The following is a 26,682-nucleotide window of genomic DNA, read 5'->3' on the forward strand; positions in this document are numbered from 1 at the left end:
GTCGTCGGACGGTCAGGACGCCGCGTCGAGCAGGTCGACGGCGCTCTGCTGACGGGCGGCGTCCACCTGGTCGAGCGGCCCGTACCAGCGCAGTCCGTACTGGTCCAGGGCGTTGCGGTCGCTCGCGCGGGCGCGGTCCGCCTGGCGCTTGAGGTAGTCGGTGTAGGGGTGGTCCGGGAGTACCGAGTTGAGCCTGCCGAGCCCGCGGACGTCGGCGCCCTTGAAGGACGGGCCGTCGCCTCCGCAGTCACCGCTCTCGCACGGATCGCGCAGGATGCCGTCGGAGGTGTGCAGCAGAGAGGTCGTGGTGGCCGCGTCGGCGATCTGCCGTGCGCTGGTGAGCAGCCCGCCGTCGCCCGTGGCCCGGTACAGCTCGGTGAGCGCGCCGAGCAGGACACCCTGGTTGTACGACCAGACGGCCTGCCCGTTGTTGCCGCAGGTGGACAGGTCGATGCCGTCGTTGACCAGGTGCGAGCCGTTGACCATGCCGGTGCCCTGGAACCAGGTCCAGCCGGCCCGGGCCCGGGCGAGGTAGGTGGTGTCGCCCTGGACGCGGTTGTGGAGAGCCGCGTTGAGCTGGATGTAGAGGGAGTTGGCGATCGCGTTCTTGTACGTCCTCGCCGTGCTCCACCACACTCCGCCGCCGCAGGTGGAGTCCCAGTAGGCGGCCATGTGGTCGGCGTCCGCGCGGGCCGTGTCCAGGTAGCGGGTGTCGCCGGTCAGGTCGTAGGCGGCCACCCAGGCCAGGCCCCACCAGCCGGTGTCGTCGATGTAGTCGTTGCGGAACTGCCCGCCCTGCGCGTTGATGTTCAGGTCGTAGGTGCGGGCGATCGCGTACCGGTAACTGCCCATGCCTGTCACGCGGATGTTGTCGATGACCGCGGTCAGGGCGTTCGCGGAGTTCCACCAGCCGGTGGTGTCGAACAGGCCGGTCCCGTAGTCGTAGAAGGTCATCAGGCCGGTGGCCGCGGCGGTGCGCGGCTCGCCCGCGTTCCAGGTGGTGCGGGCCCAGGGGGTGCACGAGATCTCCGCGCGGTCCCCGGCCTTGCCGCAGGCGCGCAGGGCGCCGACGCCGAGGTTGTTCCAGTCGTCGACGTTGTACATGAGCGTGCGCCAGCCGCGCTGGCCGGTGGGCACGGTGGTGTCGCCGAGCTTGCTGCCCGAGCTCCAGGTGCGGCCGCCGTCGAAGGAGCGGTCGAGCCACACCTCGTCGCCCGGGCTGCCGTTGTCTGTGGAGGCCCAGCCCATCGCGTCGGCGTCGTCGAAGTGCAGGACGATCGACCGGGAGTAGATGCCGGCCGTGACCGGGGTGCGGTCACCCGGGGAGAGCGCCGGGTCCCGGGCGTCGCAGTACCTGTTGCAGACGGTGGCCGCCGCGCCGGTGTCGGCGGCGGCTGCCGGGGGCGTGAGCGGGAGAAGGACGGTGAACAGTGCCGGAGCGAGTGCCGCCGCCAGTCGGCGAAGGGCGCGCCCGGCGGATCTGCGCACGGGGGACATGGCACCTCCCTGCTTCGAGGGGCGGATGTGAGAGCGCTCTCGGAACGTAGGGAAGAGGAAGGGGGGCGTCAACGTGGCGCGCGGGTACGGACGTTGCGCTCAGGTCCGTACCAATGTGCACTCAGGTCTGCACTAAAGGGCACCGGCCAGCACCTCTGCGGCGGCCACCCCGGAGGCGGCCGTGGCGCCGTGCGTGAAGATCTGGGCGGCGGAGGGCACGACGGTGCCCGGCAGGCCCATCTCCACGACGATCGCGTCGGGCCGGGCGGCGACGAGCTCCGTGAGGGCCCGCGCCATCCACGCGTGCCGGGCGGCATCGCGCACCACCACGACCAGGGGCCGTCCGGCGGCGGGGGTGAGCGCCCGCGCCTCCAGGGTGCCCGCGCGGGACAGCAGTTCCTCGCGGCCCACCCGGGCGGAGGTCGTCCCCGGCAGCCGCTCGCCCAGCGGGGCGGCCACGCCCCAGGGGGTCTCCTTGCCGATGGCGAGGTTGGTGGTGGGCACCAGTTCCACCACGTGCGGCGCGTTGACCAGCGGCAGGGCGTGCCGTACGGCCCCGGTCAGCCGGATGGCGCGGCGGGCCGCCGTGAAGCCGATGCCGTCGGCGTCCCAGACGGCGGTGCCGGCCGGGCTGAGCCCCGCCGACCAGGCCGCGAACTCCCGGACGCGAAGGCTCGCCTCGGCGAGCCGCTCCTCCGGCAGGCCGCCCGCGAGCACGGCGTCCGTGAGGGCGTTCACGAGCTGCCCCGCGGTGGCCTCGTCGGCGTTCTCGCCGCCCACGCAGACGGCGTCGGCACCGGCGGCGACGGCCCGGACCGTGGCCCCGCCGATCCCGTAACGGCCGGTCACGGCGCCCATCTCGATGGCGTCGGTGACGATGATGCCGTCGAACCCGAGCTCCTGGCGCAGCAGTTCCTCCAGGATGCGGCGGCTCAGCGTGGCCGGCAGGTCGGGGTCGTAGGCGGGGACCAGCAGGTGGCCGCTCATCACCGCGCGGACGCCCGCGTCGAGGGCGGCCCGGAACGGCGGCAGGGCCTGCTCGGCGATCCGGTCGCGGTCGGCCTCGTAGACGGGCAGCCCGTGGTGGGAGTCGACGGCCACGTCGCCGTGGCCGGGGAAGTGCTTGGCGCAGGCGGCGACGCCGGCCGACTGGAGTCCCCGGATCCAGGCGCCGGTGTGCCGCGCGACCACCTTGGCGTCGACGCCGAAGGACCTGACCCCGATGATCGGGTTGTCGGGGTTGGAGTTCACGTCCGCGCTCGGTGCGTAGTCGAGGCTGACCCCGGCCGTGCGCAGCTGGCGGCCCAGGTCGGCGGCGACGGCCTCGGTGAGCTCGGTGTCGTCGACGGTGCCGAGGGCGAAGTTGCCCGGCCGGGTGGAGCCGGTCGCCGACTCGATCCGGGTGACGTCACCGGCCTCCTCGTCGATCGCGATGATCAACTCTGGATTCTCCGCGCGTAGTTGCCCGGTCAGGCGGGCGACCTGCTCGGGCGTGACGATGTTGCGGGCGAACAGCACGACCGATGCCAGCCCGTCCCCGATCTCGCGCAGCACCCAGTCGGGGGCCTCGGTGCCCACGAACCCCGGCTGCAGGACGGAGCGCGCCAGTCGTCGCAACTCCTGGCTGTGCTTGCTGGAGACCATAGCGTGCGCCCTCCTCTTGGTACAGACCAATGCGTCCCCGTCAGGCTAGCCGCACGTGTCAAGGGGGCCTGGACCGTGCCCTGTTGGTGAAACGCGCCCTCAACTGGGGTGTTTGACAGGATGAGTTGGTCTAGTCCAAGTTGGAGGCACGCGAGTTCGAAGAGGGGCTGGTGTGGCCCGTGGTGCAGTGACCCTGCAGGCACGGTCCCCGTCCCTCACTCCGCGCAGTTGGCGACCCGGTCGGGCCGCCGGTACCTGATATCGAGGTGTGGAGCACCGCATGCCCACGACTGACCGTTATCTCCATCGAGCCCCCTCGGACATCCCTTACTTCAGCTCGGACGGCGAGACCTACCTCGCCCGGACACCCCTGCGGGACCTGACCAAGACCCGCCCGCTGCGAGTCCTCTCCGAGGAGGACCTCGCCCACTGGCAGACGTACGGCTACGTGGTGGTCAAGCAGGCCATCCCCGCCGCCTCCGCCCGCGAACTGCTCGACTTCGCCTGGGAGTTCGAGGGGCTGGACCCCGAGCGCCCGGAGACCTGGTACGAGGAGCGCGAGTACCGCTCCGACCTCGACCGGGACCTGCACGTCTACGGCTTCGTCGAGGCCTACCACCACCAGCTCCTCTGGGACAGCCGCCAGAACCGCCGGGTCTACGACGCCTTCGTCGACGTCTGGGACTGCGAAGAGCTGTGGGTGACGCTCGACCGGCTCAACCTGAACCCGCCCAACATCAGGAACCGCGACCGGGCCCTGATCCCGGGCACGTCCGAGGGCTTCGACATCGAACTGCACTGGGACGTCGACACCACGCTCGGTGTCCTGCCGCAACGCGTCCAGGGGATCATCGCCCTCACCGACACCGGGCCGGAACTGGGCGGCTTCCAGTGCTGCCCCGAGCTGTTCAAACGCTTCGACCAGTGGAAGGCGTTCCAGCCGGAGGACCGCGACCCGATCCGGCCCAGGATCGACCGCGCCGAGTTCCCCGTGGTGCGCCCGCAACTCGAAGCCGGCGACCTGCTCATCTTCAACGGCCTGCTGGCGCACGGCGTGGCACCGAACACCTCCGAGCGGACGGTGCGCGCGGTCCAGTACCTGTCGATGATGCCGGCACTGGAGTCCCACGCATCGCTCCGGCGCTCCCGCGTCGAGTCCTGGCGCACCCTCGCCACCCCCGACTGGAACGCCACGCTGCTCGGCGACGCCAGGCGGCACGAGTCCCTGCGGTACGGCACGGCCACGCTCGACGAACTCGGCTCCAGGCTGCTGGGCCGCACGTCCTGGAGCGGGGCGGACCTCAACGGTGCGCAGCGGCCGGCCGGAGAAGAGACATGCGCCGAATCTGCCTGACCCTGCCCACCAACAGGCCCTGCGCGGCGACGATCACGGCCGTGGCCGAGGAAGCGGCCTACGCCGCCCGGCACTTCGATGTCGAGGTGCATCTCCTGATCCTGGACTCCAGCGACGCACCGGCCCACGCCGAACACGCGGAAGCCGTGCGCCGGACACCCGAGCACCCGCGGATCACCGTCCACCACCTCGACGAGGCACGGCAGCGGGACTTCCTGCGGCGCGCGATCGACCGGTCCGCGGCCACGAAGCCCGACCTCCTGCTGGACCTGATGCTGCCCGCCGGCGTCTCCTACGGCGCCTGCACCAACCGCGCCTTCCTCCTCGCCGCCGCGCTCGGCTGCGAGTCCGTGCACCGCAGGGACTCCGACAGCCGGTACCAGACCGTGGACGGCGATCCGGTCTTCCCCGTCCACCACGAACTACTGGCGCTCGGCAGCCGAGCGGCCGACGCCGCCCGTCACGTCACCGAGACCGCGCTCGCCGCCGACCGCATGGACCGGCGGGTCGCGATGGTCGGCAGCTCCTTCGTCGGCGAACTGTCCGTGGACATCGGCGAGATACTCCGGATCGACCCGGACGTCTACCACGACATGGTCGGCCTGTGGGCGCCCGCGCACTGGACGCCCGAGCAGAAGACAGAACTCGTCGAGGAGTCGTTCCGGGGTGCGGGCACGGACGCCTTCACCGCCGACCACTCCACCCTGACCCTGGTCGACCCCATGCGCGTGGACATGTGCAACATCGCCTTCCACGGCGTCCACGAACACGTGCCCCTGCCGCCCGCGACCGACACGATCGGCAGCGACTACTTCCTGATCCACCTGGTCCACGACGCCGCGCTGCCGGGCGTCCTGCACAACCGGAACATCGTCAACTTCTACACCGGTGAACGCCGCACCGACTCCGGGTTCGTCGCGTACCAGCTGCGCTTCGTCAAGTTCCTGCTGTCGATGCTCTACTTCAACTCCGTCTACGCCCACATGGCCCGAGAGGGCGAGTCACTGCTCGACGGGCAGGGCCGGGTGCGCGCGTCCACCGTGGCCCGGCTGGCCAGGGAGAGCGCGGGACTCGGCCGGAGCGAGAACGTCCACCGGCTGGACGCCCTCGACACCGCCTACCGGAAACTCGGCGGCCGGTACGCCGAGTTCGCCGACCTGCTGAGCGGGCGCCGCGAACGCCTCCTGGACGAAGCCCGCGGCGACATCGAGGACTTCGCCCTGCTCACGGAGGCGTGGGAACCACTGGTCGACGCGGCCCGCCGTACCCCCGTACCCCCGGCACCCGGGCAGCGGCGGTGACGGCGGCCATGGCCCACGCCTCCGCGCCCCTGCTCGCCGCCCTGGCGGGCGCCACCGAGGACGGGATCTTCTTCGACCTGGCCGGGATCCGGCGCGGCTACGCCACCCTGCGGCGTGAACTGCCCGGCGTCGACGTCCGGTTCGCCCTGAAGGCCTGCCCGGTGGACGAGGTGGTCGAGTGCCTGGCGGGCGAGGGCGCGGGGGTCGACGGGGCGAGCCCCCGCGAACTGGAACAGGCGCTGCGCGCGGGCGTGCCGGTCGGCAGGACCCACTACGGCAACACCGTCAAGTCCGACCGGGACATCGCCGACGCCCACCGGCTCGGCGTGCGGGACTTCGCGACCGACAGCGTCGAGGACCTGGCGGCCGTCGCGGCCCACGCCCCGGGAGCCCGCGTGTTCTGCCGGCTGGCGACGAGCGGCGACGGGGCGCTGTGGGGACTGAGCCACAAGTTCGGCTGCTCACCCGCGGACGCGGTGCGGATCCTGGAGACGGCACGGGAGACGGGCCTGACACCCTCCGGGCTGTCCGTGCACGTCGGCTCCCAGCAGATGACGGCCGACGCCTGGCACAGCGCCGTCGAGTGCCTGGCGGACGTCCTGACCGCCCTGGGGCGGCGCGGAATCGTCCTGAACCACGTCAACCTGGGCGGCGGGCTGCCGGCCCTGGGCTACCTCGACCGGCACGGCCTGCCCCTGGAACCGCCGCTGGACAAGATCTTCGCCGTCATCCGGGAGGGGATGCGCCACCTCAGGAAGGTCCACGGCGAGCACCTCTCGTTCGTCCTGGAGCCGGGACGTCACCTCGTCGCCGACCACGGGGCCATCCGCGCCCACGTGGCCCGCCTGTCCGAGCGGCGCGGACCGGACGGCGAGCGGCAGCACTGGCTCTACCTGAGCTGCGGCAAGTTCAACGGGCTCTACGAGATGGACGCGCTCCAGTACCCGCTCGTCTTCCCCAGCCACCCCGACGCGGGGTCCGCGTACGTCCCCGCCGTCCTCGCCGGACCCACCTGCGACAGCGACGACGCCTACCCCCGGGGACACGCCCTGGTCCGGGTCCCCGGGGACCTGGCCTCCGGCGACCCCGTCTGGGTGCTCTCCAGCGGCGCCTACGCGCTCAGTTACACGACCCAGGGCTTCAACGGCTTCGCCCCGCTCCCGTACACCTGCGTCGACGGAGAGCTCCGGTGAGCGGCGACGACGGCATACGCATACGCCCCATCGCCGCCGCCGACTGGGACGCCATCACCGCGATGGAATCCCACGCCTACACGGAACTCGGCCTCACGGAGGGGCGCGCAGCCCTGCGATCCAGGGCGGACGCCTCGCCGGCGACCTGTTTCGTCCTCGACGTCGGCTCCCGGCAGTCCGGGTACGTGCTGGCACTGCCCTACCCGCCCTTCGGTTACCCCGACCTCGAACGGGCGGAGCAGCCCGCGCTCCCCTCCCTCCCGCCGCGCAACCTGCACCTGCACGACCTCGTCGTGGTGGAACGGCTGCGCGGCAGGGGACTGGGACGGCGTCTCCTGAACCACCTCACGTGGACCGCGACCGCCCGCGGATTCGAACGCATCTCGCTGATCGCCGTCGGCCGCAGCGAACCGTTCTGGACGGCACGCGGGTTCACCGCCCACCCCGGGATCTCCCCGGACGGATACGGCGCGAACGCCGTCTACATGTCCCGTACGACGGTCGAGCCGACGAAGCGAGTTGATGCGCGTGTTCCCTGCCCGTGACCCCTTCCAGCGCAGCCAGGTGGCCATCGCCGCACTGTTCTGCTCCCTCGGATTCCAGTACGCCACCTGGGCCTCCAGGATCCCCGCCATCAAGGCCGACCTCGGGCTGACCGCGGCCGAGGTGGGGGTGCTCCTGATGGCGGCCGGCATCGGCGCGGTCGCGTCGTTCCCCCTGGTGCCGGTCCTCATGAAACGGCTGGGCTCCGCACGGCTGGCCCTGCTGTCGGCCCTCTGCCTGACCCTGCTGCTCCTGGCACTCGCGCTCGCCCCGGACTACCCGGTCGCCCTGCTGGTCATGGTGGCCGACGGCGTGTTCGTCGGGTGCCTGAACGTCGCCATGAACGCCCAGGGAACGGCCCTGGAGACCCGGTACAGCCGCAACACCATGGCCCGGCTGCACGCGACGTTCAGCGCCGGCTCCCTGCTCGCCGCGCTGCTCGCCTCCGGCATGAACGCGGCCACCTCCTCGGTCACGGCGCACTTCGGCGTGGCCGCCGCCGTCCTCGTCCTGCTGACGGCCCTGGCGCGCCCCGGCCTGCTCGACGACGAGGCCCCCGCGGCGGAGAAGGCGAACGAAGGCAGGAGCCGCACCGGCTGGAGCCTGCCGTCCCGTGTCACGCTCTGGATGTGCTGCGCCATGGCGTTCGGCACGGTGACCGAGGGCGCCATGAACGACTGGTCCGCCCTCTACCTGCGGGAAGTCGCCAAGGCGACCGCGGAGTTGGCGCCGATGGGCATCGCCGTGTTCTCCGGCATGATGGTCCTGGCCCGCCTCTTCGCGGACGGCTGGCGCAGCCGCTGGGGCGACGGCCGCGTCGTGCTGTTCGGCAGCGCCCTCGCCGCCGCCGGGCTCGCCTTCGCCCTGCTGAGCGGGGGAGTGGCGGCGGCGCTCATCGGCTTCGCCTGCGTCGGACTGGGCTGCGCGGCGGTCACCCCCTGCGTCTACGTCGCCGCGGCGAAACAGGGCTCGGAGACGCTGGCCCTCGTCGCGGCCACGGGCACGACGGGCCTGCTGGCCGGCCCCCCGCTCATCGGCTTCGTCGCGAGTTCGAGCAGCCTGGTGTGGGGCCTCGCGGTCGTCGCCGCGGCGGCCGTCGTGGTCTCCCTGTGCAGTACGCGGATCCGGTGGACGCCGGTGAGCGGCTGACCGGTGCCCGGGCCGGTGGCCGGGCCGATCACTCGGGTCTGCGCCACACCGAGATGTGCTTCGTGGAGTCCTGGGTGAACGGTGAGCCGTCCCAGTCGGACACCCGGCGTTCCGGTGCGAGGCCCGCGAGGCGGGCCATCAGGTCCAGTTCCGCGGGCCAGGCGTAGCGGTGCCGGGAGGCGTCCCGGCGGTAGCGGCCGTCCTCGCCGTCGCGGGTGAGGTGGTGCGAGACGAGGATCTGTTCGACCAGGTCGAAGGTGTCGAAGCCGAGATGGCCCGCGGAGACGTCGAACGGCACCGCGACCTGGCCGGGCGGCAGCAGTCGCAGCGGCGGCACCCCCAGTTCGATCACGAACCGGCCGCCGGGCCGCAGATGCCGGGCCGCGTTGCGGAAGCACTCGACCTGCTCGTCCTGGGTGAGCAGGTTCGAGATCGTGTTGTAGACGAGGTAGACCAGGGCGAACTCGCCGGGCACGGTGGCGGTGGCCATGTCTCCGACCACGACCGGCAGGGTCTCCGCGTCGGCCTTCTGCCGCAGCACCGCAACCATGTGCTCGGAGTACTCGATGCCCGCCACCGGCACCCCGCGCTCCCGCAGCGGGACGCCGACCCGCCCCGTGCCGATGGCGAACTCCAACGCCGGGCCGTCGCCAGCGAGTTCGGCGAGGAAGTCGACGGTCGGGCCGAGCACGGCCGCCGAGGACATCTCGTTCTCCTCGCCGTCGTAACGGTCGGCTTCGGCCCGGCTCCACAGCTCACTGGTCGTCACGAGCGGTCACTGTGCCGGGCGGGCGACGGTGCTGTCCATCGGGTTTCCCGGGCGGCCGCCGACGGCTGACGGGTGGCGCGGGCCGGTTCGGGCTGGATCGGGTGTCGGTACCAGCCCCAGGCGCTGGGCGTGCAGCACCGTGCCGAGGCGGTCGCGGGTGCCGAGCTTGCGGTAGATGTTCTCGACGTGCTTGTGCACCGTGCGCGCCGAGATGCCCAGCCGACGGCCGATCGCGTCGGCGGTCAGGGCGTCGGTGAGCAGGAGGAGAACGGTGATCTCCCGGGGCGTCAGCGCACAGTCCGCCGCGCTCTCCTCCGCCTCGCCGGGCGCCGCGGACGACCGGCGCCACTGCTCCAGCAACCGGCGCTGCCGCTCGACGGCGGCCAGCAGCGGCTGCGCGCGCTCGGCGATCCGCACGTGGTCGTCGGTGAAGTCCGCACCGGAGCGGTAGACCAGGCAGCCCGTGATCGGTGCGACCGAGCCGGGCAGCGGCAGCGCCAGCACCTCGTCCAGGTCCAGGCTGTCGCCGAGCACCCGCGCGGTCTCGCTCACCGGCCAGGCCCGCCCCGCCAGCCGACGGGCCGTCACCGGAGTACGGCCGAGGCCGGCCTCGTAGTGGTGGGCGAACGGGTAGCCGGACCGCAGCACCCCCAGCGCCTCGCCGCCGATCCGGTCCAAGGCGTCGGCGGCGGCGGGGGACAGGCCGAGCGTGCCCTTGCCCTCGCTCCAGTCGTCCAGTTTGTAGATCAGCGTCTCCCCGCCGCACAGGCCCGTCACGGCGTCGGCCAGCAGCGGCCAGAGCCGTTCGGGCTCGCGCTCGTTGAGCGCGGCGACGGCCAGTTCGGTGAGGCGTTCGTAGGCCCTGTCCAGCCCGTTTACCACGTGTTCCTCTCCGCTTGTGCCCCTACGCAGTTATACGCATACCCAGGCGGTGGCCAGGTGCCGCATGCTTCAACCGGGTACCGGCACCGGATGGGACGACTCCGGTCACGCGGGCCGCCGGCACGGGGGAGCGGCGGCCCGCTCCCGGTCGTCGCCGGACCCGGTCAGCCACCCCAGGCGGCCGCACACAGCACCCGGTCGACCTCGTCCGTGTAGCGCCCCGCGGCCAGCCAGGCCCGGGCGAAGCGGCCGGTGTCCGCCGGAAGGAGACGGCCGAAGACGTCGCGCGAGCGTTCCGCAGCCGCGGCGAGCAACTCGTCGAGGATATCGCCGGCCGTCCCCAGACCGTGCCGGTGCAGACGGCGGGCGTCGGCCGCGGAGTCACCCGGGAAGGCCAGCACGCGCCGCCCGCCCGAAACCGCCTGCTCGATCCGGCGGCGCAGCAGGTGCAGGGGCGCCTCGTCGGACGTGCGCACCGCCTCGCCCGCCGCGGAAGGAGACAGCGAGGCAGACGCCGACGCCGGAGCCGGCAGGTCCGCGCGCTGGAGACGGTCCAGCCCCAGGTCGACACGGCTCCCGGCGCTGCTGGGGTGTTCGGTCGCCAGGAGTTGGGCACGGGCGTGCGGAGCCGCGGTGAGGCGTGCGATCACCCGCAGCCGGCTGCCCGGCGCGGCGGCCAGCAGCCGCAGGTTGTCGCGGTGCGGAAGCGCCGGATGGTCGTGCGCCGCCGTCAGCCGCAACGGCACACCGCCGCAGTCGGCCAGCAGGCAGTCGCCCGCCGCCTCGCGCACCGCGCCGGCCAGCGTCACCTCCAGGAAGAGCAGACCGTGGCCGCCGCCCAGGGCCCGCCCGACCTGCTCGGCCACGGGCACCGCCCACAACCCGTCCAGCGGATCGGCCCGCCACTCCACCCCCGACGCGCGCACCGCCCGAACCGCGGCACCCGCCCCCAGCCGGCCGGTCGGCGACACCGTCGCCCCCGACACCGCGAGCCCGGCCCGGGCCAACTCGCGGTGCGTGAGGGCCGTGTCCCCGATCCGTACGGCCCGGTCGGCGGCGCCCACCGCCCGGCCCGCGCCGCCCGGCGCCACGTCCGGGACCGTGTACAGCCGCCCCGCGGCATCGGCGGTCCAGGTGACGGCCCCCGCATGGCCGCTCGCGGTGAGCACCGGCTCCGAGAACAGTCCGTACAGCCGCAGCGAACCGTCCGGCGTGTACGGCTGCCGTGCCGTGCCGCGCAGCCCGGCCAGCTCGGCACCCGTGGCCTGAGGCACGCGGTGGGCCACGGACAGAGCCTCCGACACGGCCCCGACGAGCTCCGCGAGCCGGAACGCGGGATCGGCCGCGCGGGCCGCGCGCAACGCGGTGACCACGGAGACCGCCGCCGTGGCTGCCCGGGGCAGACCCGCGAGGCGCGCGGAGTGCGCGGCCCGCAGCAACTCCGCCTGGAGCACCGCCCCTGAACCGTCCGTACCGGCGTCGAGCACGGCGGCCACGGCGTCGAAAACGGCGTGGGCGGCGGCGAGTTGCGGGGGCGTCGCCGACTCGTCGGGGGCGGCTGCATCACGGTTGACCGAGACGGGCGTCCGCTGCAAGGCGGCGGCTGCGGCGGCTGCCGCGGCTTCGGTGGGCTCGGTGGTCCCCGCACCTGCGGTGGTCCCCGCACCTGCGGTGGTCCCCGCACCTGCGGTGTTCTCCGCACCTGCGGTGTTCTCGGCGCTTACGGTGCTGTTCCCGCGTGCGGTCTGCTCGGCGCCCGCGATGCCCTCCGCGGTCCCTGCGTTCTCCGTGACCCCCGTCTTCTCCGCGGCCCCCGTTCCCGCCGTGAGTTCTCCGGCCTCCGTCATGTCGGCCACCGGCGCCGCCGAAGCCGCCGCCGCGCGGTGCAGGCAGTCCGGGGCCAGCAGACAGCCGCAGCGGATGGCCGCGGCGTCGGCCACGACGCCTCCGGGCGCGTGCAGTTCGAGCGCGGAGCCCTCGTCGTCGACGGTGACGCGCACGGTGTCGCCGTCGCGCGTGACCGGCCGGTCCGCGAGTTTGGCGATGCCCGCGTCCAGCCGCTTGCGCAACCGGGGCGAGAGGGCCGCGACCAGCTCGGCGGTCACGGCGGGGGCGACGGCGGGCAGGTCCCGTTCCGTGTTCATGCGATCTTCTCCCCTACCCAGCGGGCGAGTTCGAGCGGGCTGAGGGCGGCGACCGGCATTCCGGCGGCGACCAGCTGCCCCGCGATGCCGGTGGAGTAGCGGGGCCGCCCCGAGTCGTCGAGACTCGCACAGCCCAGGACCTGGCAGCCCGCCCCGACCAGCGCCCTGACCTCGGCGAGCAGCCCGCCCACCGGGTAGCCCTCCTCGAAGTCGCTCACCACGACCACCAGCGTGCGGGACGGCACGGTCACCAGCTCGCGCGCGTGCCGCAGCCCGGCCGCGATATGGGTGCCGCCGCCGACACTCACCTCGAGCAGCAGCGACAGCGGGTCGTCGACATGCCCGGTGAGGTCGACGACCTCGGTGGAGAACGCGAGGAAGTGCGTGGACAGGGTCGGTACCCCGGCGAGCACCGAGGCGGTCAGCGCCGCCCAGATCGTCGACGCCTCCATGGACCCGGACACGTCCGTCACCAGGATCAGCCGCCAGTCGGCGGCGCGTCGGGCCCGGGTCCGGAAGACCGGGCGCTCCGGGATCACCCGGACCGTGCCGTCGGCCGCCCTGCGGGCGGTGGCCAGGTTGGCCCGCAGGGTGCGCGGCAGGTCCAGGCCGCCGCCCGGGCGCCGGCTCGGCCGGGGCAGGGCGGTGCCGTGCAGCGCGGGGCGCAGCCGGGTCGCCAGCTCCCGGGTCAGCGCGTCCACCAGCCGCCGTACCAGCGGGCGGAGAGCGGCCAGCCGGGCCTCGGGCAGCCCGCCCGCGTGCCTGAGCACCGACCGCAGCAGGTCCACGGAGGGCCGCACGCTGTCCGGTTCCAGCTCGGCCAGCACGTCCTGCCGTCCCGTCGCGGCGGCCGCCGCCAGCACCTCCTCGCGGATGCCAGGCCCGAACAGCGCCGCCAGCTCCTGCGACCACTCCCGTACCCCGGGATACGGCGCCTCGCGCCCGCCGCCCGTCCCGTCGAGGTCACCCCGGCTGCCCTCGCCGCGCCCGCAGCCGTACAGCTCGTCCAGCGCGGTCGCCAAGGCCCGTGCCGACCCGGGGAGTTGATCGGCACGGCGGCCGAGCAGCAGCCGCCAGCGGTCGGCGGGGGCCAGTCGGCGCTCCGGCAGCGCCGCCGTGCCGGCCCGGGCCGGCACGGACTCCTGGTGTGTCCGCGGCGGCGGCAGCAGGCCGAGCGCGCGCAGGGTTTCGCGAGCGGCGAGGTCCGCCCGGGTCCAGGTGGCCAGCGCGGCCGGGTCCACTGCTCCGGTGTCGGCGACCCGGTCGACGCCGAGCCGCTCCTCTACCCCGGACAGCAGACGCTCGCGGTCGGCCGGGCTCAGCGTGTCGAAACCACCGCGCAGGGCCGGCAGCCGATCGAGGAAATCCCGGTCGGACAGGTCCGACACCCGCTCGGCCAAGGGCTCCAGCGCCGGTGCCGCCGCCTCAAGCAGCCGCCCGGCGGCCGTCAGCAGCCCCGTCAGCCGCGCGGTGAGCGCCGACCGCGACTCGGCGTCGACCGCCCCGTCCACCCAGGAGGCGACCCGGTCGCCGAGCGCCCCCGGATCCTCCTGGCCGAGCAGGACGCGAACGGCTCCGGCGGCGCCCTGCATCAACGGGGAGCCGTCGGCGGCCAGCCGGGCCAGGGCGTCAGCGAGCCGGATACCGCCCGACAGGTCGGCGCGGTGCGCGAGTTCGAGCAGGGCGTGGGCGTCGGCCGGGTCCTCGGAACCGGTCAGGCCGTCCACCTGGCGCACCGCGGCTGCCGTCAGCAGCCCGGACACGGCGACGGACCTGGCCGTACGGTCGTCATCCGTGCCCAGCCCGGAGATGTGGCCGGTGCCCAGCCGGTCCAACAGGGCCAGCCCGGCAAGGAGTTCGGGCAGGGTGCCGGCGTCCGGCAGCACCTCGGCGGTGTCGCCGAGCCGCTCCTCGACCAGGCCGGGCAGGCCGCAGTGCGCCGCCTGCGCCAGGCCGTCGAGCACCTGCGCCGCCGTCGGACCGCCCGCGTCCCGCTCCTTGCGGCTCCGCTCGCGCAGCAGGCCCTCGGCCGCCTGGGCGAGGGTGACCCCGCGGACCCTGGCCGCCGTCAGCATCGCGGCGGTCGCCGGCGTCCAGCGCACCTCCCAGCGCGAGGTGAGCGCGTCGGCCCCGCCGGTCCCGGTCACCGGCCTGGCCTCGGCGTACGGCACGGAGCACAACGTCAGGCGGCGCAGCAGCAGTTCGCGGCGCCGGTCGAGATCCGAGCGGAGGGGGTCGAGCCGCAGGTCCCGGGCGGCGCCGGGGCCGCCGTCGGCCGGACCGGGCAGACCGAGTTCGCCGAGCTCGGCCTCCACGGCGGGGGCGAGACCGCTGCGGGGCGCCTTCGGCGCGGGACGTCCGACGCGGGTGCCGACCAGGACGTTCTCCATCGCCCTGGCGACGGCTCGGCCCCTGCCGTACGGCTCGCCCTGTGCCAGTACGGTCTGGACGGCCTCGACCAACTCGCCGCGGCCCGCGGCGGGGAGGTTGCGGAGGCGGGCGAGGTCTCCGGCGAGGCGGGTGATCTCGCGGGCGTCGGCGGGGCCCGACGGGTGGCCGAGACCGCGGAGTTCGGCACAGACGCGGACGGCCGCGCTGGTCAGCGCCTGTTCCAGGGCAAGGGGGTCGCCCGCTGCCGTCAGGACCATGTGCTGCCATTCGGGGTCGCGGATTCCGGCCGGGTAGCCGGAACGCTCGTCCAGCAGGGCGTAGGTGTAGGGGATGAGGGAGGTTGTCCATTCGGGTGCGGGCCGGTGGGGGCTTGTCGCGCCCGCGCGGCGGTAGCCGCACATCGGATGCAGCCCCGCGCCCCTTGGGTCGGCTGTCAGAGCCGGCGTATGAAAGGCACCCACCACCATGGCGGCTCGCTCGCCGTTCGTCGTGGCCTCGGCCAGCCGGGAGCGCATCCACTCCTCCCGCAGCAGGTCCACCTCCGACACGGCCGACTCCTCCCGCAGCGCCCACCCCGTCAGCAGCGCCGCCCGGCGCAGCGCCTCCGGTGTCGAGCCGGGCGCGGTGGCCTCGACCAGCCGGTCCCAGAGGTCGTCGCCCGGCCGTCCGGTGAGCCGGGAACGCAGGGCGTCCGACAGCCGGCCCGGCCCCTGCGCGGCACGCTCTCCTCCCCGCCACCCCCGGTCCGCGAGCGGCAGATCGCAGGCGACCACCGGCACTCCGCGCCGCCCGGCCCACCGCACCGCCGCCAGTTCCGGGGAGAAGTCGGCGAACGGATAGAACGCCGGGCCGCCGCTGCCGTCGGCCGGTGCCGCGGCGAGGGCGACCGGGGCCCGGGTCTCCTCGTGGGCCAGCCACGGCAGCCACTCCTGCAACTCGGCGGGCAGCTCGACGAGGAGTACGTCCGGGTCCGCCGTGTCCAGCAGCGCCGGGACGGCGGCGGCCAGCGAGGGCGCGTGGTGCCGTACGCCGATCAGGTAAGGCCCCGCCGGGTCGGTGAGAGCGGCGAGGGCCGCCTCGGGGGAGTCGGACACGACGTCACGCCTCCAGGACCGTACGCAGGTCCCACAGCGTGCGCCAGGTCGCCGAGCCCTGCTCCGCGCGCCGCCGTACCGGACCGTCCCAGTAACCGCGCAGCCGGGCCGCGTCGGCGGGATCGTCCTTGCGCACGACACCGAGCAGATGGCCCGGGAGCAGGCCGAGGACGTCGCGGTCCCCGGGGAAGTAGGCCGCCGCCAGGGCCAGCGCACCCGCCACCGACACCGCTTCCGCCGTGCTCATCACCGTGGACGGGCGCTCCACCTCCCAGCCCTCCGCCGACCGTCCCTCGCGCAGGTCGCGGAAGGCGGTGACCAGGGCCTCCAGGACCGCGTCGTCGACCTGGAACGGCGCCCCGGCCCGCTCCACCGATGCCCGGGCCTGGCCGCGTACCAGCGCGGTCTCGGCGTCGAGGTCCGCGATCGGGCCCACCGTCTCGAAGTTGAAGCGCCGCTTGAGCGCGGCGGACATCTCGGAGACGCCCCTGTCCCGCAGGTTGGCCGTGGCGATCAGGGTGAAGCCGGGTGCCGCGTGCGCCAACGCGTCATCCGTGCCCGCCAGTTCGGGCACCGCGATGCGCCGCTCGGACAGCAGCGAGACCAGGGAGTCCTGGACCTCGGGGAGGCAGCGGGTGACCTCCTCCACGCGAGCGACGGCACCCCGGGACATCGCGGTCAGGACCGGCGAGGGCACGAGTGCCTGGCGGGTCGGGCCCTGGGCGAGCAACAGGGCGTAGTTCCAGCCGTACTTGAGCTGGTCCTCCGTCGTGCCCGCGGTGCCCTGCACGACCAGGCCGCTGGTGCCGCACACCGCGGCCGACAGCAGTTCCGACAGCATCGACTTGGCGGTGCCGGGCTCGCCGACCAGCAGCAGCCCCCGTTCACCGGCGAGGGTCACCACGCAGCGCTCGACGAGGGCCCGGTCGCCGACGAACTTGTCCGCCACGACAAGTCGGCGCGGCACCCCGTCCGGTGCCTCGGCGTCGTCGGGCAGCCGCAGCGCCCGGCCGCCGCTGCCCATCACGAAGGTGACGACGGACCGGGGCGTGAGCCGCCAGGCGGGCGGGCGCGGACCGGCGTCGTACGCGGCGAGGAAGGCGAGTTCGGTGGCGTACCGGTCCTCGGGCGGGACGATCTGGCGCGGGGGCGCGGTGCTGACGGTCATCGGAGGTCGCCCTTCGCGGCGGTTCGGGTGGTGGTGCGGATCGTGGTCATCGGCGGCGGCCTCCGCGGGTGGCCCGCGTGGTCAGCTGCTCGTAGGCGGGGGCGTCCCCGGTGCGTACGCGCTCCCAGGCGCGGGCGAACAGCTCCGGCACCGGGACCAGGGGGAGGGTCCGGTGGCCGTCGGAGACGGGGTAGAGGGCTTCCTTCCAGGTCTCCAGCGGCAGGGCCGGATTCCTGAACTCGCGCCAGCCACCGGGTAGGAAGAGGGTGCGGCCGGCCCGCGGGCGCTTCGCCTCGACGACGAGTCCGGTCGCCGCCAGTTCGGCGCGCGCCTTCTTGATCCGGGCGGGCTTCCAGCCGGTCCAGCGCGCGCAGTTGCGGTCGGTGGGATCGGGCAGCGCCAGCAACTGCAGGTAGAGCGCCGCGGCGTCCGCGCCGAGACCGCGCGCCTCGGCCACCTCCGCGACCAGCTCGGGCACGGAGACCGTGGGGTCCTGGGCGTATCCGGCCGGGCCCTCGGCCGCGAGGGCACGGGCGAGGTCCTCGCCGAGGATCGTCCGGACGGACCGGAGCCGGGACGTCCGCCCCTCGCCGAGCAGGCCCTCCAGGAGCCCGAAGACGGGGTCGTCGGCTCCGCCGAGCGCTCCCGGCCGGAGCAGCACATGCTCCGTGTCCGAGTACCAGGGACGCAGCACCAGCGTGTCACCGGCCCTCGTCAGCCCGTGCGCGTCGCCGCCGCCGGTCTCGGGCAGACCGAAGACCTTGCGCAGCTGCACGGAGGTCGGGCCGCCCTTCTCCGTCCACTCCAGGTCCAGGTCGAGCAGCAGCTCGGGATCGGCCAGCCGCCGGCGCAGCGCGCCGAGCCCGTCCGCCAGCCCGGCCCGCAGCGCATGCCCGTACGGCAGCACGTAGGCCAGCGCGGCCAGGCTCTCCACGGCACCGGCCAGCGTGTACGAACCGGGCACCGCCGACGGGTCGGCGGGCGCGAGGTCACCGTCCTCGTCGGGCCGGAACACCGTGGTGCGGGCGAGCCAGGGGGTGCGCGCGGGGTTGAGCACGGCCTCGGCGTGACCGGCGCCGACCCCGGCGAGATCCGCGCTGAGGTCCTCCGGCAGACGCACCAGGGTGCCGAGGCGCTCGGCCCACAGCCGGCCCGCGGCCGTCGTGTCGGGGCCGGTCGTCCACAGCTCGGCCGGGTCGTCCGGCAGCAGCGTGCCGAGGAGCGCCCCCTGCTCGTCCTGGCCCAGCGAGTTCAGCAGCTGCGCGCCGAGGTTCCGCTGACCGGGCTTGAGGCCGACGACGGCGAGTTCCCCGGCACCGGGGGCGTGCGGGTGGCCGGCCAGCAGCACGGCGGCCTGGAGGGGGCCGAGTGCGCCGTTCGTCGCGGTCGCCAGCGCCTCGGGGGCCTCGGGATGCCAGGGCGCGGCGCCCTTCTCCCGGACCAGCCGGGTCAGTTCGGCCAGCCGGTCCGCCGGGATCCCGGCGGTGTGCCGGGTCTCCTGGACCAGCGTGAAGTGCCCGACGGCACCGAACGCCCCGGTCGGGTCGTGGTCCAGCGCCAGCCACTCGACCGTGTCCAGGCGCATGTCGACGCTCTGGCAGCCGAGCACCACCACCGTGCGGCCGTCCCGGCGCAGCACCTGCCCCACCCGCTGCTGCTTGTCGTGCGGCTCGCCCAGCACGACCACGCGCAGTGCGGAACCGAGCCCGGGGAGCGGTCCCTCGGTCAGCGCCTCGAACAGCAGGAGCAGCGGCTCGCGCTGGACATCGGTCAGGGCCGGTGCGGCGGCGCGGTAGGCGAGCGGCCGGAGGGCGCCCAGGGCGGGCGTCCAGTCCGCGCCGATGGTGGGCACGGTGTGCTCGTCGCTCCGCCAGTCGTCGCCTACGGCGGTGAGCCGCTCGGACTCCGGCAGCGGCCTGCCGTCGGCGGGCCGGCCGGACAGCACGTGGTTGACCGCGCGGATCTGGCGCAGCGCGGACCAGCCGCCGTGCCACGCGTTCTGCAGGTTCACGACCCCGGCCGTGGCGTCGTGCAGCGCCCGGTCGTCGCCGTGGGGCGGGGAGTAGTCGGCGAACATGCCCTCGGTCCGCTGCCGGGGCAGCCGGGGCCGTTCCTGAGCGGGCCTCGCCAGGGACGCGGCCGCCTCGGCGACCCGCAGCGCCGCGAGGACGAGGGAGGCGACACCGGCCAGCAGCCGCCGGTCGGTCAGTGCGGGCAGCGCCCGTGCCAGTGCGGCCACGGCGACCTCGTCCGTGGTCGGCACCGCGGCCCTCGCCCGGTCGTCCTTGCCGGCCCGGGCCAGCGCCTGCTGACGCTCGTCCAGCGCGGTCGCCGTCGCCCGCATCAGCGCACCGGCCGAGTCGTCGGCCAGGGCCCGCAGGACGGCCGACCCACGCTCGTCACGGGGGCGCAGCGCGTGCCAGAACGCGACCGGCGGCACCAGCCGGGTACCGGCCGCGTACGCCCCGCCGGACCCGCCGAAGGACACCCGCCCGAGCTCGGTGCCGTCGTCCGCGTGCAGGGCGACGCTCTGGTACATCTGCGCGGCGATCGGCTCGGCCCCGCCCGGCAGCCGCAGGGTGCCCAGCGGTACCCCCGGCACCCGGCCGTTGCGGGCCGCCCGCAGGGTCGCCGTCCGCCCGTCCGGCGTACCCGCGGTGGTCCGCGCTTCGGTGCCCTCGCCCTCCGTGCGCACCCACCGGCCGAGGACCGTCCCGTCGGTGCCGAACGGGCTGTGCTCAAGGCCGGGTTGCAGCGGCAGCACCTCGCAGGAGTCGTGCAGCAGCGAGGCGTCCTCGCGGACGGCCGACGCCAGCAGCGCGGGCAGCGAGGCCCGTCCGTGCTCGCCGGTCGCCGGGTCGTACTCCAGCCACAGCGACTGCCTGCCCTGCCTGCCCTGACGCCAGTACGTGGTGCCGTCGCCGATGACCGGGCGACTCGGCGGCAGGACCGTGTCCCCCGCGTGCAGGGTGCGGCCACCGGTGGCCCGGCCGCCGCCGGGCAGCGGGATCGAGGCGTTGGCCGCGTCCATGCCGGACCACCAGCTCGGGATCTGCTCACCGCCGAGCGGGACCACCTCGGACGGGCGGTTCGACCAGTAGCCGTGCTGCTTCGCGCCGTCCCGCCACACAACCAGCAACTCGCCGTCGACGTACCGGAACCGGGGCCGCTGCCAGCGGTCCAGGTGCGCGGGCAGTCGCAGGTCGTGGGTGAGCAGGATCCCCTCGGGGCCGACGACGAGCGCCTTGTGACCCCGTACCAGGATCAGCGCGGGCCACGCCTCGGTCACCGACAGCGTGTCGTCCCGGTCCTGGCGCACCTCGGCGTCGAGCAGCTCCAGCGCCTCCTCCAGCGCGGGCCAGCCGAGCTCGTCCAGGATCCCGGCGCGGAGCGTACGGCCGAGTACCGGGACGATGTCGTACCCGGTGAGCCGCCCCACCGCCTGCGGGCTCTCCCGCACGACCGCCCGGAAGGGCCGCAGCCGCTCCAGCTTCGCGTCGACGCCGGGCAGTCCGGTGGCGGCGGCGAACTCCGCGGTGGCCTCCTGCAACCACTCGCGCAGCACGTCGCCGAGCACCGGATGCGCCGCCACCTTGGGCAGCTCCGCGGGCCCCTGCCCCCGGCCGAGGCCCTCGACGGCCTCGAACAGCAGCGCGCGGTACCGGGATTCGGCGGCGACGGCCTTCAGGTCCCGCTGTCCGGGCCGCTCGTCGCGCAGCCAGACGGCCAGCGGCAGGTGCACCTGGGTGTCCGCGCCGGGTACGGCCAGCGCGATGCCCTCCGCCACGCACAGGTCCAGCAGGTCGAGGTCCGCCCCCGCCTGCCAGCGCCCGGTGAACAGGTCGACGGGCCGCCCGCCCGCGCGCAGCCGGGGCGCCATCCGCTCGGCCAGCGCCAGCGTCGCGGGGGAGCGGTGCGAGTACGCCGCGCCGTGCTTGCGGTGCTGGGCCCACCGGCCGAGCCAGTCCGCCGCGTCGACCTCCCCGCCGCCGTCCCCGGTGAGCAGCAGGTCAGCCCCGCACTCCGCCAGCAGCGCCAGCCAGAACTCGTCGTCCGCCACGTCCCGGCCGAGGCCGGCCGGCATGATCTCCAGCAGCCGGATCCGGATTTCGGGCCGCCGCTCGGCGAGGACCGGCAGCACGCTCCGGTAGGCGTTCCAGAAGGAGGCCGGCGCGCGGACGGCGGCCGGGGACGCGAGCAGGTCGGCGACGAGCGCGCACTCCTCGGTGACCCGGTCCAGACCCGCCGCCCTGATCAGCCCCCGCGCGTCCTGGGGCAGCGAGGCGTACGGCGGCATGCCGGCCGCGCAGCGCTCCACCGTCAGCTGCCGGAACTGCGCCCAGGCGGTGGCCGGTTCGAGCCGCCTCGCGAGATCCTTCACGTACTCCTTCAGCGCCTTGACGGTGAGCGCCCCGGCGAAGGCGAACTCCAGGAACACCGCCCGCTGCCGCTCTTCGTCCACGGCGAGGGCGTGCACCCGCTCGGCCTCGCGGGCCTTGCCGAAGAAGGCGGCCGCGTAGGTCGTGTTCTCGTGCTGGAGGAAGACGCGGGCGGCCTGCTCGTAGAAGGTCGGCAGGAAGTGCGGGACCGCGCGGCCGAGCCGCTCGCCGAGCGCCTCGAAGCCCTCCTTCGCGTTGCCCGGCTTGGACTTGGCCTGCCGGGCGAGCCGCTCGACGTCCTTGACCAGGGCGAGGGCGTGATGGCCGTTGGCCGGGTCGTGCACCAGCGCCCAGGCCGGGAAGCCCAGGGTCTCCCGGCGCACCTGACCGACCTCGGGCGCAGCCGGCTCCCGGCCCAGGCCGAGGAACTCCAGCGCCAGGTCCTCGGCCTCGCCGAGGGTGCCCGGGACCAGCCGGACCACCGTCCTCCCGTCCAGGGCGGGGTGCGTGTAGGTGCGTGCGGTCAGGACGTCGGCGTCCTCCCGCGCGGTCGTGCCCGGGGGCAGGATCGCGCCGGCGTCGAGCAGCGCGGTCGTGGTGGTGTCGTCGTACTCGCTCATGCCGCCCGCTCCTCGTCCTCGATGTCCCGCCCGGCGTACAGCGCCGCCGCCATCCGCATCCCCTCCGACCAGGCGACCGGCCCGACCTGACCCAGCCTCAGCGTGCGGCCCGCCGGATCGGTCCACGCCAGCGGGCCGGTCTCGGTCTCGAAGTAGCTGTCGTAGTCGCCGATCCAGACCCGGGCCTCGACCCCGCGGCCCTCCTCCAGCACCGAGCACACCGCATGGCCGCCGCGCACGCGGTACCCCAACTGCGTGGCCCTGCCGTGCAGGAACCGCAGCTCCTTGAAGACCCCGCCCGCGTACTCCTCGACCTGGGTGCCCTCCGCGTCCAGCGCGGCCGGGCGGTGCCAGACCTCGCGGAAGAGCTGCTGGGCCTTCTGCCCGACGCCGAGTTCCACGGCGAACTCCCGCAGCTCCGCCAGGTCTTCGAGGAGCACAGGGTGGGGCAGCCGGACCAGTTCGGGGGCGATGCGCACGGTGTCGCCGTCGAGGTCGACCAGGCCGAGCCCGCGTTCGGCGTCGGCGTCCCGCAGGAACCCGGCGACCTCGCCGTCGGCGCCGGTGACCACCAGGTCGCGCAGCGCCGCCTGCCAGGCGGGGTCCGGCCAGACCTGGGCGAGGACGGCGAGCGGGACCGGCAGGGACCGGGTCATCCACCGCTCCACGTCGGCCAGGCACTGCCGTTCGTGCCGCTCCAGCCACTCGGCGAGCTGCCGCAGCCCCAGCACGGCCGGATCCTCCGCAAGCTTCGCGGGCACGGACTTCAGCCGCCGCCCCGCCGCGTTGCGGCAGACCACCTTCCCGTCGTCCAGGGCCACTTCGTAGTCCCCGGCCGTCACCCACCCCATGCGTGCCTCCCCGCACCGCAGTGATCAACTGGTGGCGACTGTAGGGGAGACCACTGACAACGCCCGCCGCGGCCTGCGCCGGCTGGGGAAAACGCGGCCCGGCGAGGGCGGGAACGCGGGCAGGAGGCTCGGGCGGGTACGGCGACGGCCCCGGTCCGCGGGCGGAGTCGCCGGGGCCGGGGCCGTGGGAAGGTACGGGGGAGGGGGTCAGTTCTGACCCGACTCCGTCTCCCGCTTCAGGTTCTTCAGCCGCACGGTCTCCTTGCGGACCTCGGCCTGCGTGGTGCGCTCCTTCTCCAGCCACTCGGGCAGTGCGCGCTTGAGCTCCTCGATCTGCTCGGTGGTGAGCGGCTCCGTCACCCCGCCGCGGGCCAGTCCGGCGATGGACACGCCCAGCTTGGCCGCGACCACCGGACGCGGGTGCGGCCCGTTGGCCTGCAGCTCGCGCAGCCACTCGGGCGGGTTGCTCTGGAGCTCGGTCAGCTCGGCGCGCGAGACGACGCCCTCCTGGAAGGCGGCGGGCGTGGCGGGCAGGTACACGCCCAGCTTCTTCGCCGCGGTCGCGGGCTTCATCGTCTGGGCGGTCTGGTGCGAACTCATGAGGTCAAGGGTATCGGCCGGGCGCGGAAGCCCTGACCACGACCGATGGCGCCGGCCGTGGCCGATGCCGGGCCGCTGTCCGTGGCCGATGCCGGGCTGCCGTCCGCGGCCCGTTAACCTGGGCTGGTGACAGGCTCGGAGGAAACACCGTCGTTCCGGCTCGCGTACGTCCCCGGCGTGACGCCGGCCAAATGGGTTCGGATCTGGAACGAGCGCCGGCCCGGCATCCCCCTCGCCCTCCTCCAGGTCCCCGCCGACGAGGCGTCCGGCCTGCTGCGGGCGGGTGACGCGGACGCAGGTCTGCTCCGGCTTCCGGTGGACCGCACGTTCTTCAGCGCGATCCCCCTGTACAGCGAGACCACCGTGGTCGTCGTCCCCAAGGACCACGTGATCACGGCGGCCGAGGAGGTCACCGTCGCCGACCTCGCCGACGAGGTCCTCTTCCACCCCCTCGACGACGTCTTCGACTGGGACGCCCCGCCCGGCGAGCCCGCGTTCGAGCGCCCCGCGACCACCGAGGACGCCGTCGAACTGGTCGCCGCCGGGGTCGGTCTCCTGGTCGTCCCGCAGTCCCTGGCCCGCCTGTACCACCGCCGGGACCTCACGTACCGGCCGCTCACCGACGGCCCGGAGTCGATCGTCGCCCTGTCCTGGCCCGAGGAGGCCACCACGGATCTGGTCGACGACTTCATCGGCATCGTCCGTGGCCGCACGGTCAACAGCACCCGCGGCCGACAGGCCCCGGCGACCTCGAAGCCGGGCCAGGCCGCGCAGGAGAAGGCCGGACGGGCGCAGAAGCCGGCCGCCGGGGCCAAGGCGACGCCGGGTGCCCGCACCGCACGCGCGCGTGCCGCCGGCGCGAAGTCCGCCAAGCCCGCGAAACGCGGCAAACCCCGCCGTCGCTCGTAGGGTGCGGCCGGACCGGCCGCACCCTACGAGTTCGCCGACCCCGGTGCGTCGTCCGTGTTCCTCGTCGACGAATCGCTCGGCTACCTGTTCCCGGCGGCCCTGCGCGCCGCCGCGGTCGTAGGCGTCGCCGACCACCTGGCCCACGGCCCGCGCACCCCGGCCGAACTGGCCGCGGCCACCCGCACGGACCCGCGCAACCTCCACCGGGTGCTCCGCCTGCTCGCCACGCGAGGCGTCTTCCAGGAGGACGCCGGGGGCCGCTGTCCTCGTGCTCAAGCGGATCACCCACGACTGGGAGGACGAGCAGTGCGTGACCCTCCTGGAGCGCTGCCGTGCCGCGCCGGCGCCGGGCGGGCGGATCCTGGTCGTCGACGCGGTGGTCCCGCCGGGCAACGGACCCCATCAGGCCAAGGCGCTCGACCTGCTGCTCATGGCGTGCCTGGTGGGCCGGGAACCGCACCGAGGCGGAGTTCGCGACCCGGTTCGAGTCCGCCGGCCTGAAGCTGTCGAGGGTCGTGCCGACGCCGACCGTGCTCTCGGTGGTGGAGGCGGTGGCCGCCTGAGCCCTCAGCCTGAGCCCGCCACCTGAGCCCTCCGCCCGGGGTCTCCGGTTGTCAGGCCTCCGAGATCACCGGGGCCTGGGACACTTCCGGCGCCTCCGGTACCTTCGCCCGCTCTCCCAGGTCGGCCACCGCCAGGCCCAGCGCCACCAGGATGAACCCGACGGAGGTGAGCAGGCCCAGCTCCAGCGCCTCGGTGGCCGGGCCGCGGTGCGCCAGGTGGGCGAAGTACACCGAGCCCACCACGGCGATGCCGGCCGCCGAGCCGACGCGCTGGCCGGTCTGCAGCACTCCGCCGGCGGCACCTGCGCGCTTCACCGGGACGCGGGTCAGGGTCAGCGTGGTGTTGGGGGAGACCGTGATGCCGGAACCGAGGCCGCCGACGATCATCGGCACCGCCGCGGCCCACCCGAAGTGCTCGATCGGCACCAGCCGGAGCACCGCGATGATGCCGAGCAGCCCCAGCGCCACCCCGCTGAGCCCGATGACGACCACCTTGCGTCCGTGGCGCACCACCAGTCGGCCGCCCAGGGCGGCACCGACCGCCGAGGCGACCGCGAACGGCAGCACCGTGACTCCGGCCGCCAGCGCGCTGTATCCGGCCGCGTTCTGCAGGAACAGGGCGAGGACGAAGAAGACCGTGGTGAAGCCGGCGAAATAGGAGAAGCTGATCAGTGCGCCGAGGGTGAAGGACCGCATCGAGAACAGGTTCAGATCCAGCAGGGGCGCCCGTCCGAGCCGGCCCTGCCGCCGCTCCCACACCCAGAACAGACCGAGCAGCACCGCGCCCACCGGCAGCAGTGCCCACTTCTCCCGTCCGGTCCACTGCTGCTCCTGCACCAGCGGCAGCATCAGCGCGAGCACGCCGCAGCCGAGCAGCAGCACGCCGAGCGGGTCGAACCGCTCCCGCCGGTCGGCCGTGGCCGGGTAGCGGGGCAGCAGCCGCAGGCCCGCGACGAACGCGGCGACACCGATGGGCAGGTTGACGAAGAACACCCAGCGCCAGCCGTCGTCGGTGCCCACGGCGTCGATGATCACACCGCCGGCCAGCGGGCCGACCGCCGTCGAGACCCCGATGACGCTGCCGAGCAGCCCGAAGGCCTTGGCGCGTTCGGAGCCCTGGAACATCTGCTGGATCAGCCCAGAGGTCTGCGGCGCGACCATGCCCGCCGCCGCGCCCTGGATCAGCCGGAACACCACCAGCCGGTCGGGGCTCGACGCGAGTCCGCAGGCCGCCGAGGCCACCGTGAACACGGCGAGCCCGATCAGGAAGGCCTGGCGCCGCCCGCGCATGTCGCCGAGCCGTCCCGCGGGGACGAGCGCCAGCCCGAAGGTCAGCGCGTACCCGGAGACCACCCAGGCCTGGGCGGCCTCCGTGGCACCCAGGCCGCGTTCCATCGAGGGCAGCGCCACGTTGACGATCGAGGTGTCGAGCAGCGAGATGAAGCCGGCCGCGAGACAGACCCCGAGCGCCTTCCACCGCCGGTCGTCGGTGGCCGGTTGCTGCGGCTTTGAGCAGGTCGTGGTCATGTGGCCACGCTAAGCAGGCATCCGGGGCATCGCACGACCGGCGGAGCGAACGGATGGCCGAACTGCTCCTTCCGGGTGGCGGCCCGGCCGTCTGCCGCCGGAAG

The 26,682-nt window shown here is 74.3% G+C and carries 18 protein-coding genes; 7 read left to right on the forward strand and 11 right to left on the reverse strand.

Features of this window, described 5'->3' with window-relative positions; all coding sequences use genetic code 11:
- Window positions 1–12: 12 nt before the first annotated feature.
- Window positions 13–1,497, reverse strand: a complete 1,485-nt coding sequence (locus tag ACGF5O_RS30390; RefSeq protein ID WP_393813062.1) for a glycoside hydrolase family 76 protein — start codon at window positions 1,495–1,497, stop codon at window positions 13–15.
- 132 nt (window positions 1,498–1,629) lie between these two features.
- On the reverse strand, window positions 1,630–3,141 hold the full coding sequence (locus ACGF5O_RS30395) for a glycoside hydrolase family 3 protein (protein WP_393813063.1): 1,512 nt from the start codon (window positions 3,139–3,141) through the stop codon (window positions 1,630–1,632).
- A gap of 280 nt (window positions 3,142–3,421) precedes the next feature.
- Here ACGF5O_RS30395 and ACGF5O_RS30400 point away from each other — a divergent pair, with 280 nt between their 5' ends.
- From ACGF5O_RS30400 to ACGF5O_RS30420, 5 genes are all read left to right on the forward strand, one after another.
- A complete protein-coding gene (locus ACGF5O_RS30400; RefSeq protein WP_393813064.1) occupies window positions 3,422–4,495 on the forward strand; it encodes a phytanoyl-CoA dioxygenase family protein in 1,074 nt (357 codons plus the stop codon).
- Window positions 4,477–5,796, forward strand: a complete 1,320-nt coding sequence (locus tag ACGF5O_RS30405) for a DUF6271 family protein (protein WP_393813065.1) — start codon at window positions 4,477–4,479, stop codon at window positions 5,794–5,796. Before ACGF5O_RS30400 ends, ACGF5O_RS30405 begins: the two co-directional genes overlap by 19 nt.
- Before the next feature lie 8 nt (window positions 5,797–5,804).
- Window positions 5,805–6,989 carry a type III PLP-dependent enzyme gene (locus tag ACGF5O_RS30410; RefSeq protein WP_393813066.1) on the forward strand — a complete coding sequence of 395 codons (1,185 nt, stop codon included), beginning with the start codon at window positions 5,805–5,807 and terminating at the stop codon, window positions 6,987–6,989.
- Window positions 6,990–7,051: 62 nt separating this feature from the next.
- The gene (locus tag ACGF5O_RS30415; protein WP_393813129.1) at window positions 7,052–7,534 is read left to right on the forward strand and encodes a GNAT family N-acetyltransferase; all 483 of its coding nucleotides are present in this window, start codon (window positions 7,052–7,054) and stop codon (window positions 7,532–7,534) included.
- Window positions 7,512–8,681: an MFS transporter gene (locus tag ACGF5O_RS30420; RefSeq protein WP_393813067.1), complete on the forward strand. Its 1,170-nt coding sequence runs from the start codon at window positions 7,512–7,514 to the stop codon at window positions 8,679–8,681. Before ACGF5O_RS30415 ends, ACGF5O_RS30420 begins: the two co-directional genes overlap by 23 nt.
- Window positions 8,682–8,709: 28 nt before the next feature.
- Here the strand turns inward: ACGF5O_RS30420 and ACGF5O_RS30425 are convergent, their stop codons facing one another.
- The 8 genes from ACGF5O_RS30425 to ACGF5O_RS30460 form a co-directional block, all read right to left on the reverse strand.
- Window positions 8,710–9,450 (reverse strand): class I SAM-dependent DNA methyltransferase, encoded by a 741-nt coding sequence (locus ACGF5O_RS30425; protein ID WP_393813068.1) that lies wholly within the window; start codon window positions 9,448–9,450, stop codon window positions 8,710–8,712.
- Between the two features lie 6 nt (window positions 9,451–9,456).
- Window positions 9,457–10,332: a response regulator transcription factor gene (locus ACGF5O_RS30430; protein WP_393813069.1), complete on the reverse strand. Its 876-nt coding sequence runs from the start codon at window positions 10,330–10,332 to the stop codon at window positions 9,457–9,459.
- Between the two features lie 164 nt (window positions 10,333–10,496).
- The gene (locus ACGF5O_RS30435; protein WP_393813070.1) at window positions 10,497–12,476 is read right to left on the reverse strand and encodes a hypothetical protein; all 1,980 of its coding nucleotides are present in this window, start codon (window positions 12,474–12,476) and stop codon (window positions 10,497–10,499) included.
- Window positions 12,473–15,961, reverse strand: a complete 3,489-nt coding sequence (locus ACGF5O_RS30440) for a DUF5682 family protein (protein WP_393813071.1) — start codon at window positions 15,959–15,961, stop codon at window positions 12,473–12,475. The genes ACGF5O_RS30435 and ACGF5O_RS30440 overlap by 4 nt, the downstream gene beginning before the upstream one ends.
- A 4-nt stretch (window positions 15,962–15,965) precedes the next feature.
- Window positions 15,966–17,129, reverse strand: coding sequence for an AAA family ATPase (locus ACGF5O_RS30445; protein ID WP_362578898.1), 1,164 nt, complete (start codon window positions 17,127–17,129; stop codon window positions 15,966–15,968).
- A 46-nt stretch (window positions 17,130–17,175) separates the two neighbouring features.
- Window positions 17,176–22,128: a hypothetical protein gene (locus ACGF5O_RS30450; RefSeq protein ID WP_393813072.1), complete on the reverse strand. Its 4,953-nt coding sequence runs from the start codon at window positions 22,126–22,128 to the stop codon at window positions 17,176–17,178.
- Window positions 22,125–22,979, reverse strand: coding sequence for a DUF4132 domain-containing protein (locus ACGF5O_RS30455; RefSeq protein WP_393813073.1), 855 nt, complete (start codon window positions 22,977–22,979; stop codon window positions 22,125–22,127). The genes ACGF5O_RS30450 and ACGF5O_RS30455 overlap by 4 nt, the downstream gene beginning before the upstream one ends.
- 207 nt (window positions 22,980–23,186) lie before the next feature.
- Window positions 23,187–23,579 carry a DUF5997 family protein gene (locus tag ACGF5O_RS30460; RefSeq protein ID WP_393813074.1) on the reverse strand — a complete coding sequence of 131 codons (393 nt, stop codon included), beginning with the start codon at window positions 23,577–23,579 and terminating at the stop codon, window positions 23,187–23,189.
- Window positions 23,580–23,705: 126 nt separating this feature from the next.
- Between ACGF5O_RS30460 and ACGF5O_RS30465 the strand changes: the two genes are divergently transcribed.
- Together ACGF5O_RS30465 and ACGF5O_RS30470 are read left to right on the forward strand one after the other, a co-directional pair.
- Window positions 23,706–24,488, forward strand: a complete 783-nt coding sequence (locus ACGF5O_RS30465; protein ID WP_393813075.1) for a LysR family substrate-binding domain-containing protein — start codon at window positions 23,706–23,708, stop codon at window positions 24,486–24,488.
- A 268-nt stretch (window positions 24,489–24,756) separates the two neighbouring features.
- The gene (locus ACGF5O_RS30470; RefSeq protein ID WP_393813076.1) at window positions 24,757–25,077 is read left to right on the forward strand and encodes a methyltransferase; all 321 of its coding nucleotides are present in this window, start codon (window positions 24,757–24,759) and stop codon (window positions 25,075–25,077) included.
- Window positions 25,078–25,102: 25 nt separating this feature from the next.
- On the opposite strand, the gene ACGF5O_RS30475 is transcribed toward ACGF5O_RS30470, so the two are convergent.
- Window positions 25,103–26,578 (reverse strand): MFS transporter, encoded by a 1,476-nt coding sequence (locus ACGF5O_RS30475; protein ID WP_393813077.1) that lies wholly within the window; start codon window positions 26,576–26,578, stop codon window positions 25,103–25,105.
- Between the last annotated feature and the right edge of the window lie 104 nt (window positions 26,579–26,682).

Source organism: Streptomyces sp. NPDC048291 (genome assembly GCF_043201715.1).
In the GTDB taxonomy this organism is placed as follows: domain Bacteria; phylum Actinomycetota; class Actinomycetes; order Streptomycetales; family Streptomycetaceae; genus Streptomyces.

Bases quoted from the DNA above. Each gene is read 5' to 3' on its own strand.
- ACGF5O_RS30445 (WP_362578898.1), bottom strand. From the start codon at position 17,129: ATGACCGTCAGCACCGCGCCCCCGCGCCAGATCGTCCCGCCCGAGGAC.
- ACGF5O_RS30400 (WP_393813064.1), top strand. From the start codon at position 3,422: ATGCCCACGACTGACCGTTATCTCCATCGAGCCCCCTCGGACATCCCT.
- ACGF5O_RS30415 (WP_393813129.1), top strand. From the start codon at position 7,052: ATGGAATCCCACGCCTACACGGAACTCGGCCTCACGGAGGGGCGCGCA.
- ACGF5O_RS30460 (WP_393813074.1), bottom strand. From the start codon at position 23,579: ATGAGTTCGCACCAGACCGCCCAGACGATGAAGCCCGCGACCGCGGCG.
- ACGF5O_RS30475 (WP_393813077.1), bottom strand. From the start codon at position 26,578: ATGACCACGACCTGCTCAAAGCCGCAGCAACCGGCCACCGACGACCGG.
- ACGF5O_RS30410 (WP_393813066.1), top strand. From the start codon at position 5,805: ATGGCCCACGCCTCCGCGCCCCTGCTCGCCGCCCTGGCGGGCGCCACC.
- ACGF5O_RS30420 (WP_393813067.1), top strand. From the start codon at position 7,512: ATGCGCGTGTTCCCTGCCCGTGACCCCTTCCAGCGCAGCCAGGTGGCC.
- ACGF5O_RS30390 (WP_393813062.1), bottom strand. From the start codon at position 1,497: ATGTCCCCCGTGCGCAGATCCGCCGGGCGCGCCCTTCGCCGACTGGCG.
- ACGF5O_RS30395 (WP_393813063.1), bottom strand. From the start codon at position 3,141: ATGGTCTCCAGCAAGCACAGCCAGGAGTTGCGACGACTGGCGCGCTCC.
- ACGF5O_RS30450 (WP_393813072.1), bottom strand. From the start codon at position 22,128: ATGAGCGAGTACGACGACACCACCACGACCGCGCTGCTCGACGCCGGC.
- ACGF5O_RS30455 (WP_393813073.1), bottom strand. From the start codon at position 22,979: ATGGGGTGGGTGACGGCCGGGGACTACGAAGTGGCCCTGGACGACGGG.
- ACGF5O_RS30405 (WP_393813065.1), top strand. From the start codon at position 4,477: ATGCGCCGAATCTGCCTGACCCTGCCCACCAACAGGCCCTGCGCGGCG.
- ACGF5O_RS30435 (WP_393813070.1), bottom strand. From the start codon at position 12,476: ATGAACACGGAACGGGACCTGCCCGCCGTCGCCCCCGCCGTGACCGCC.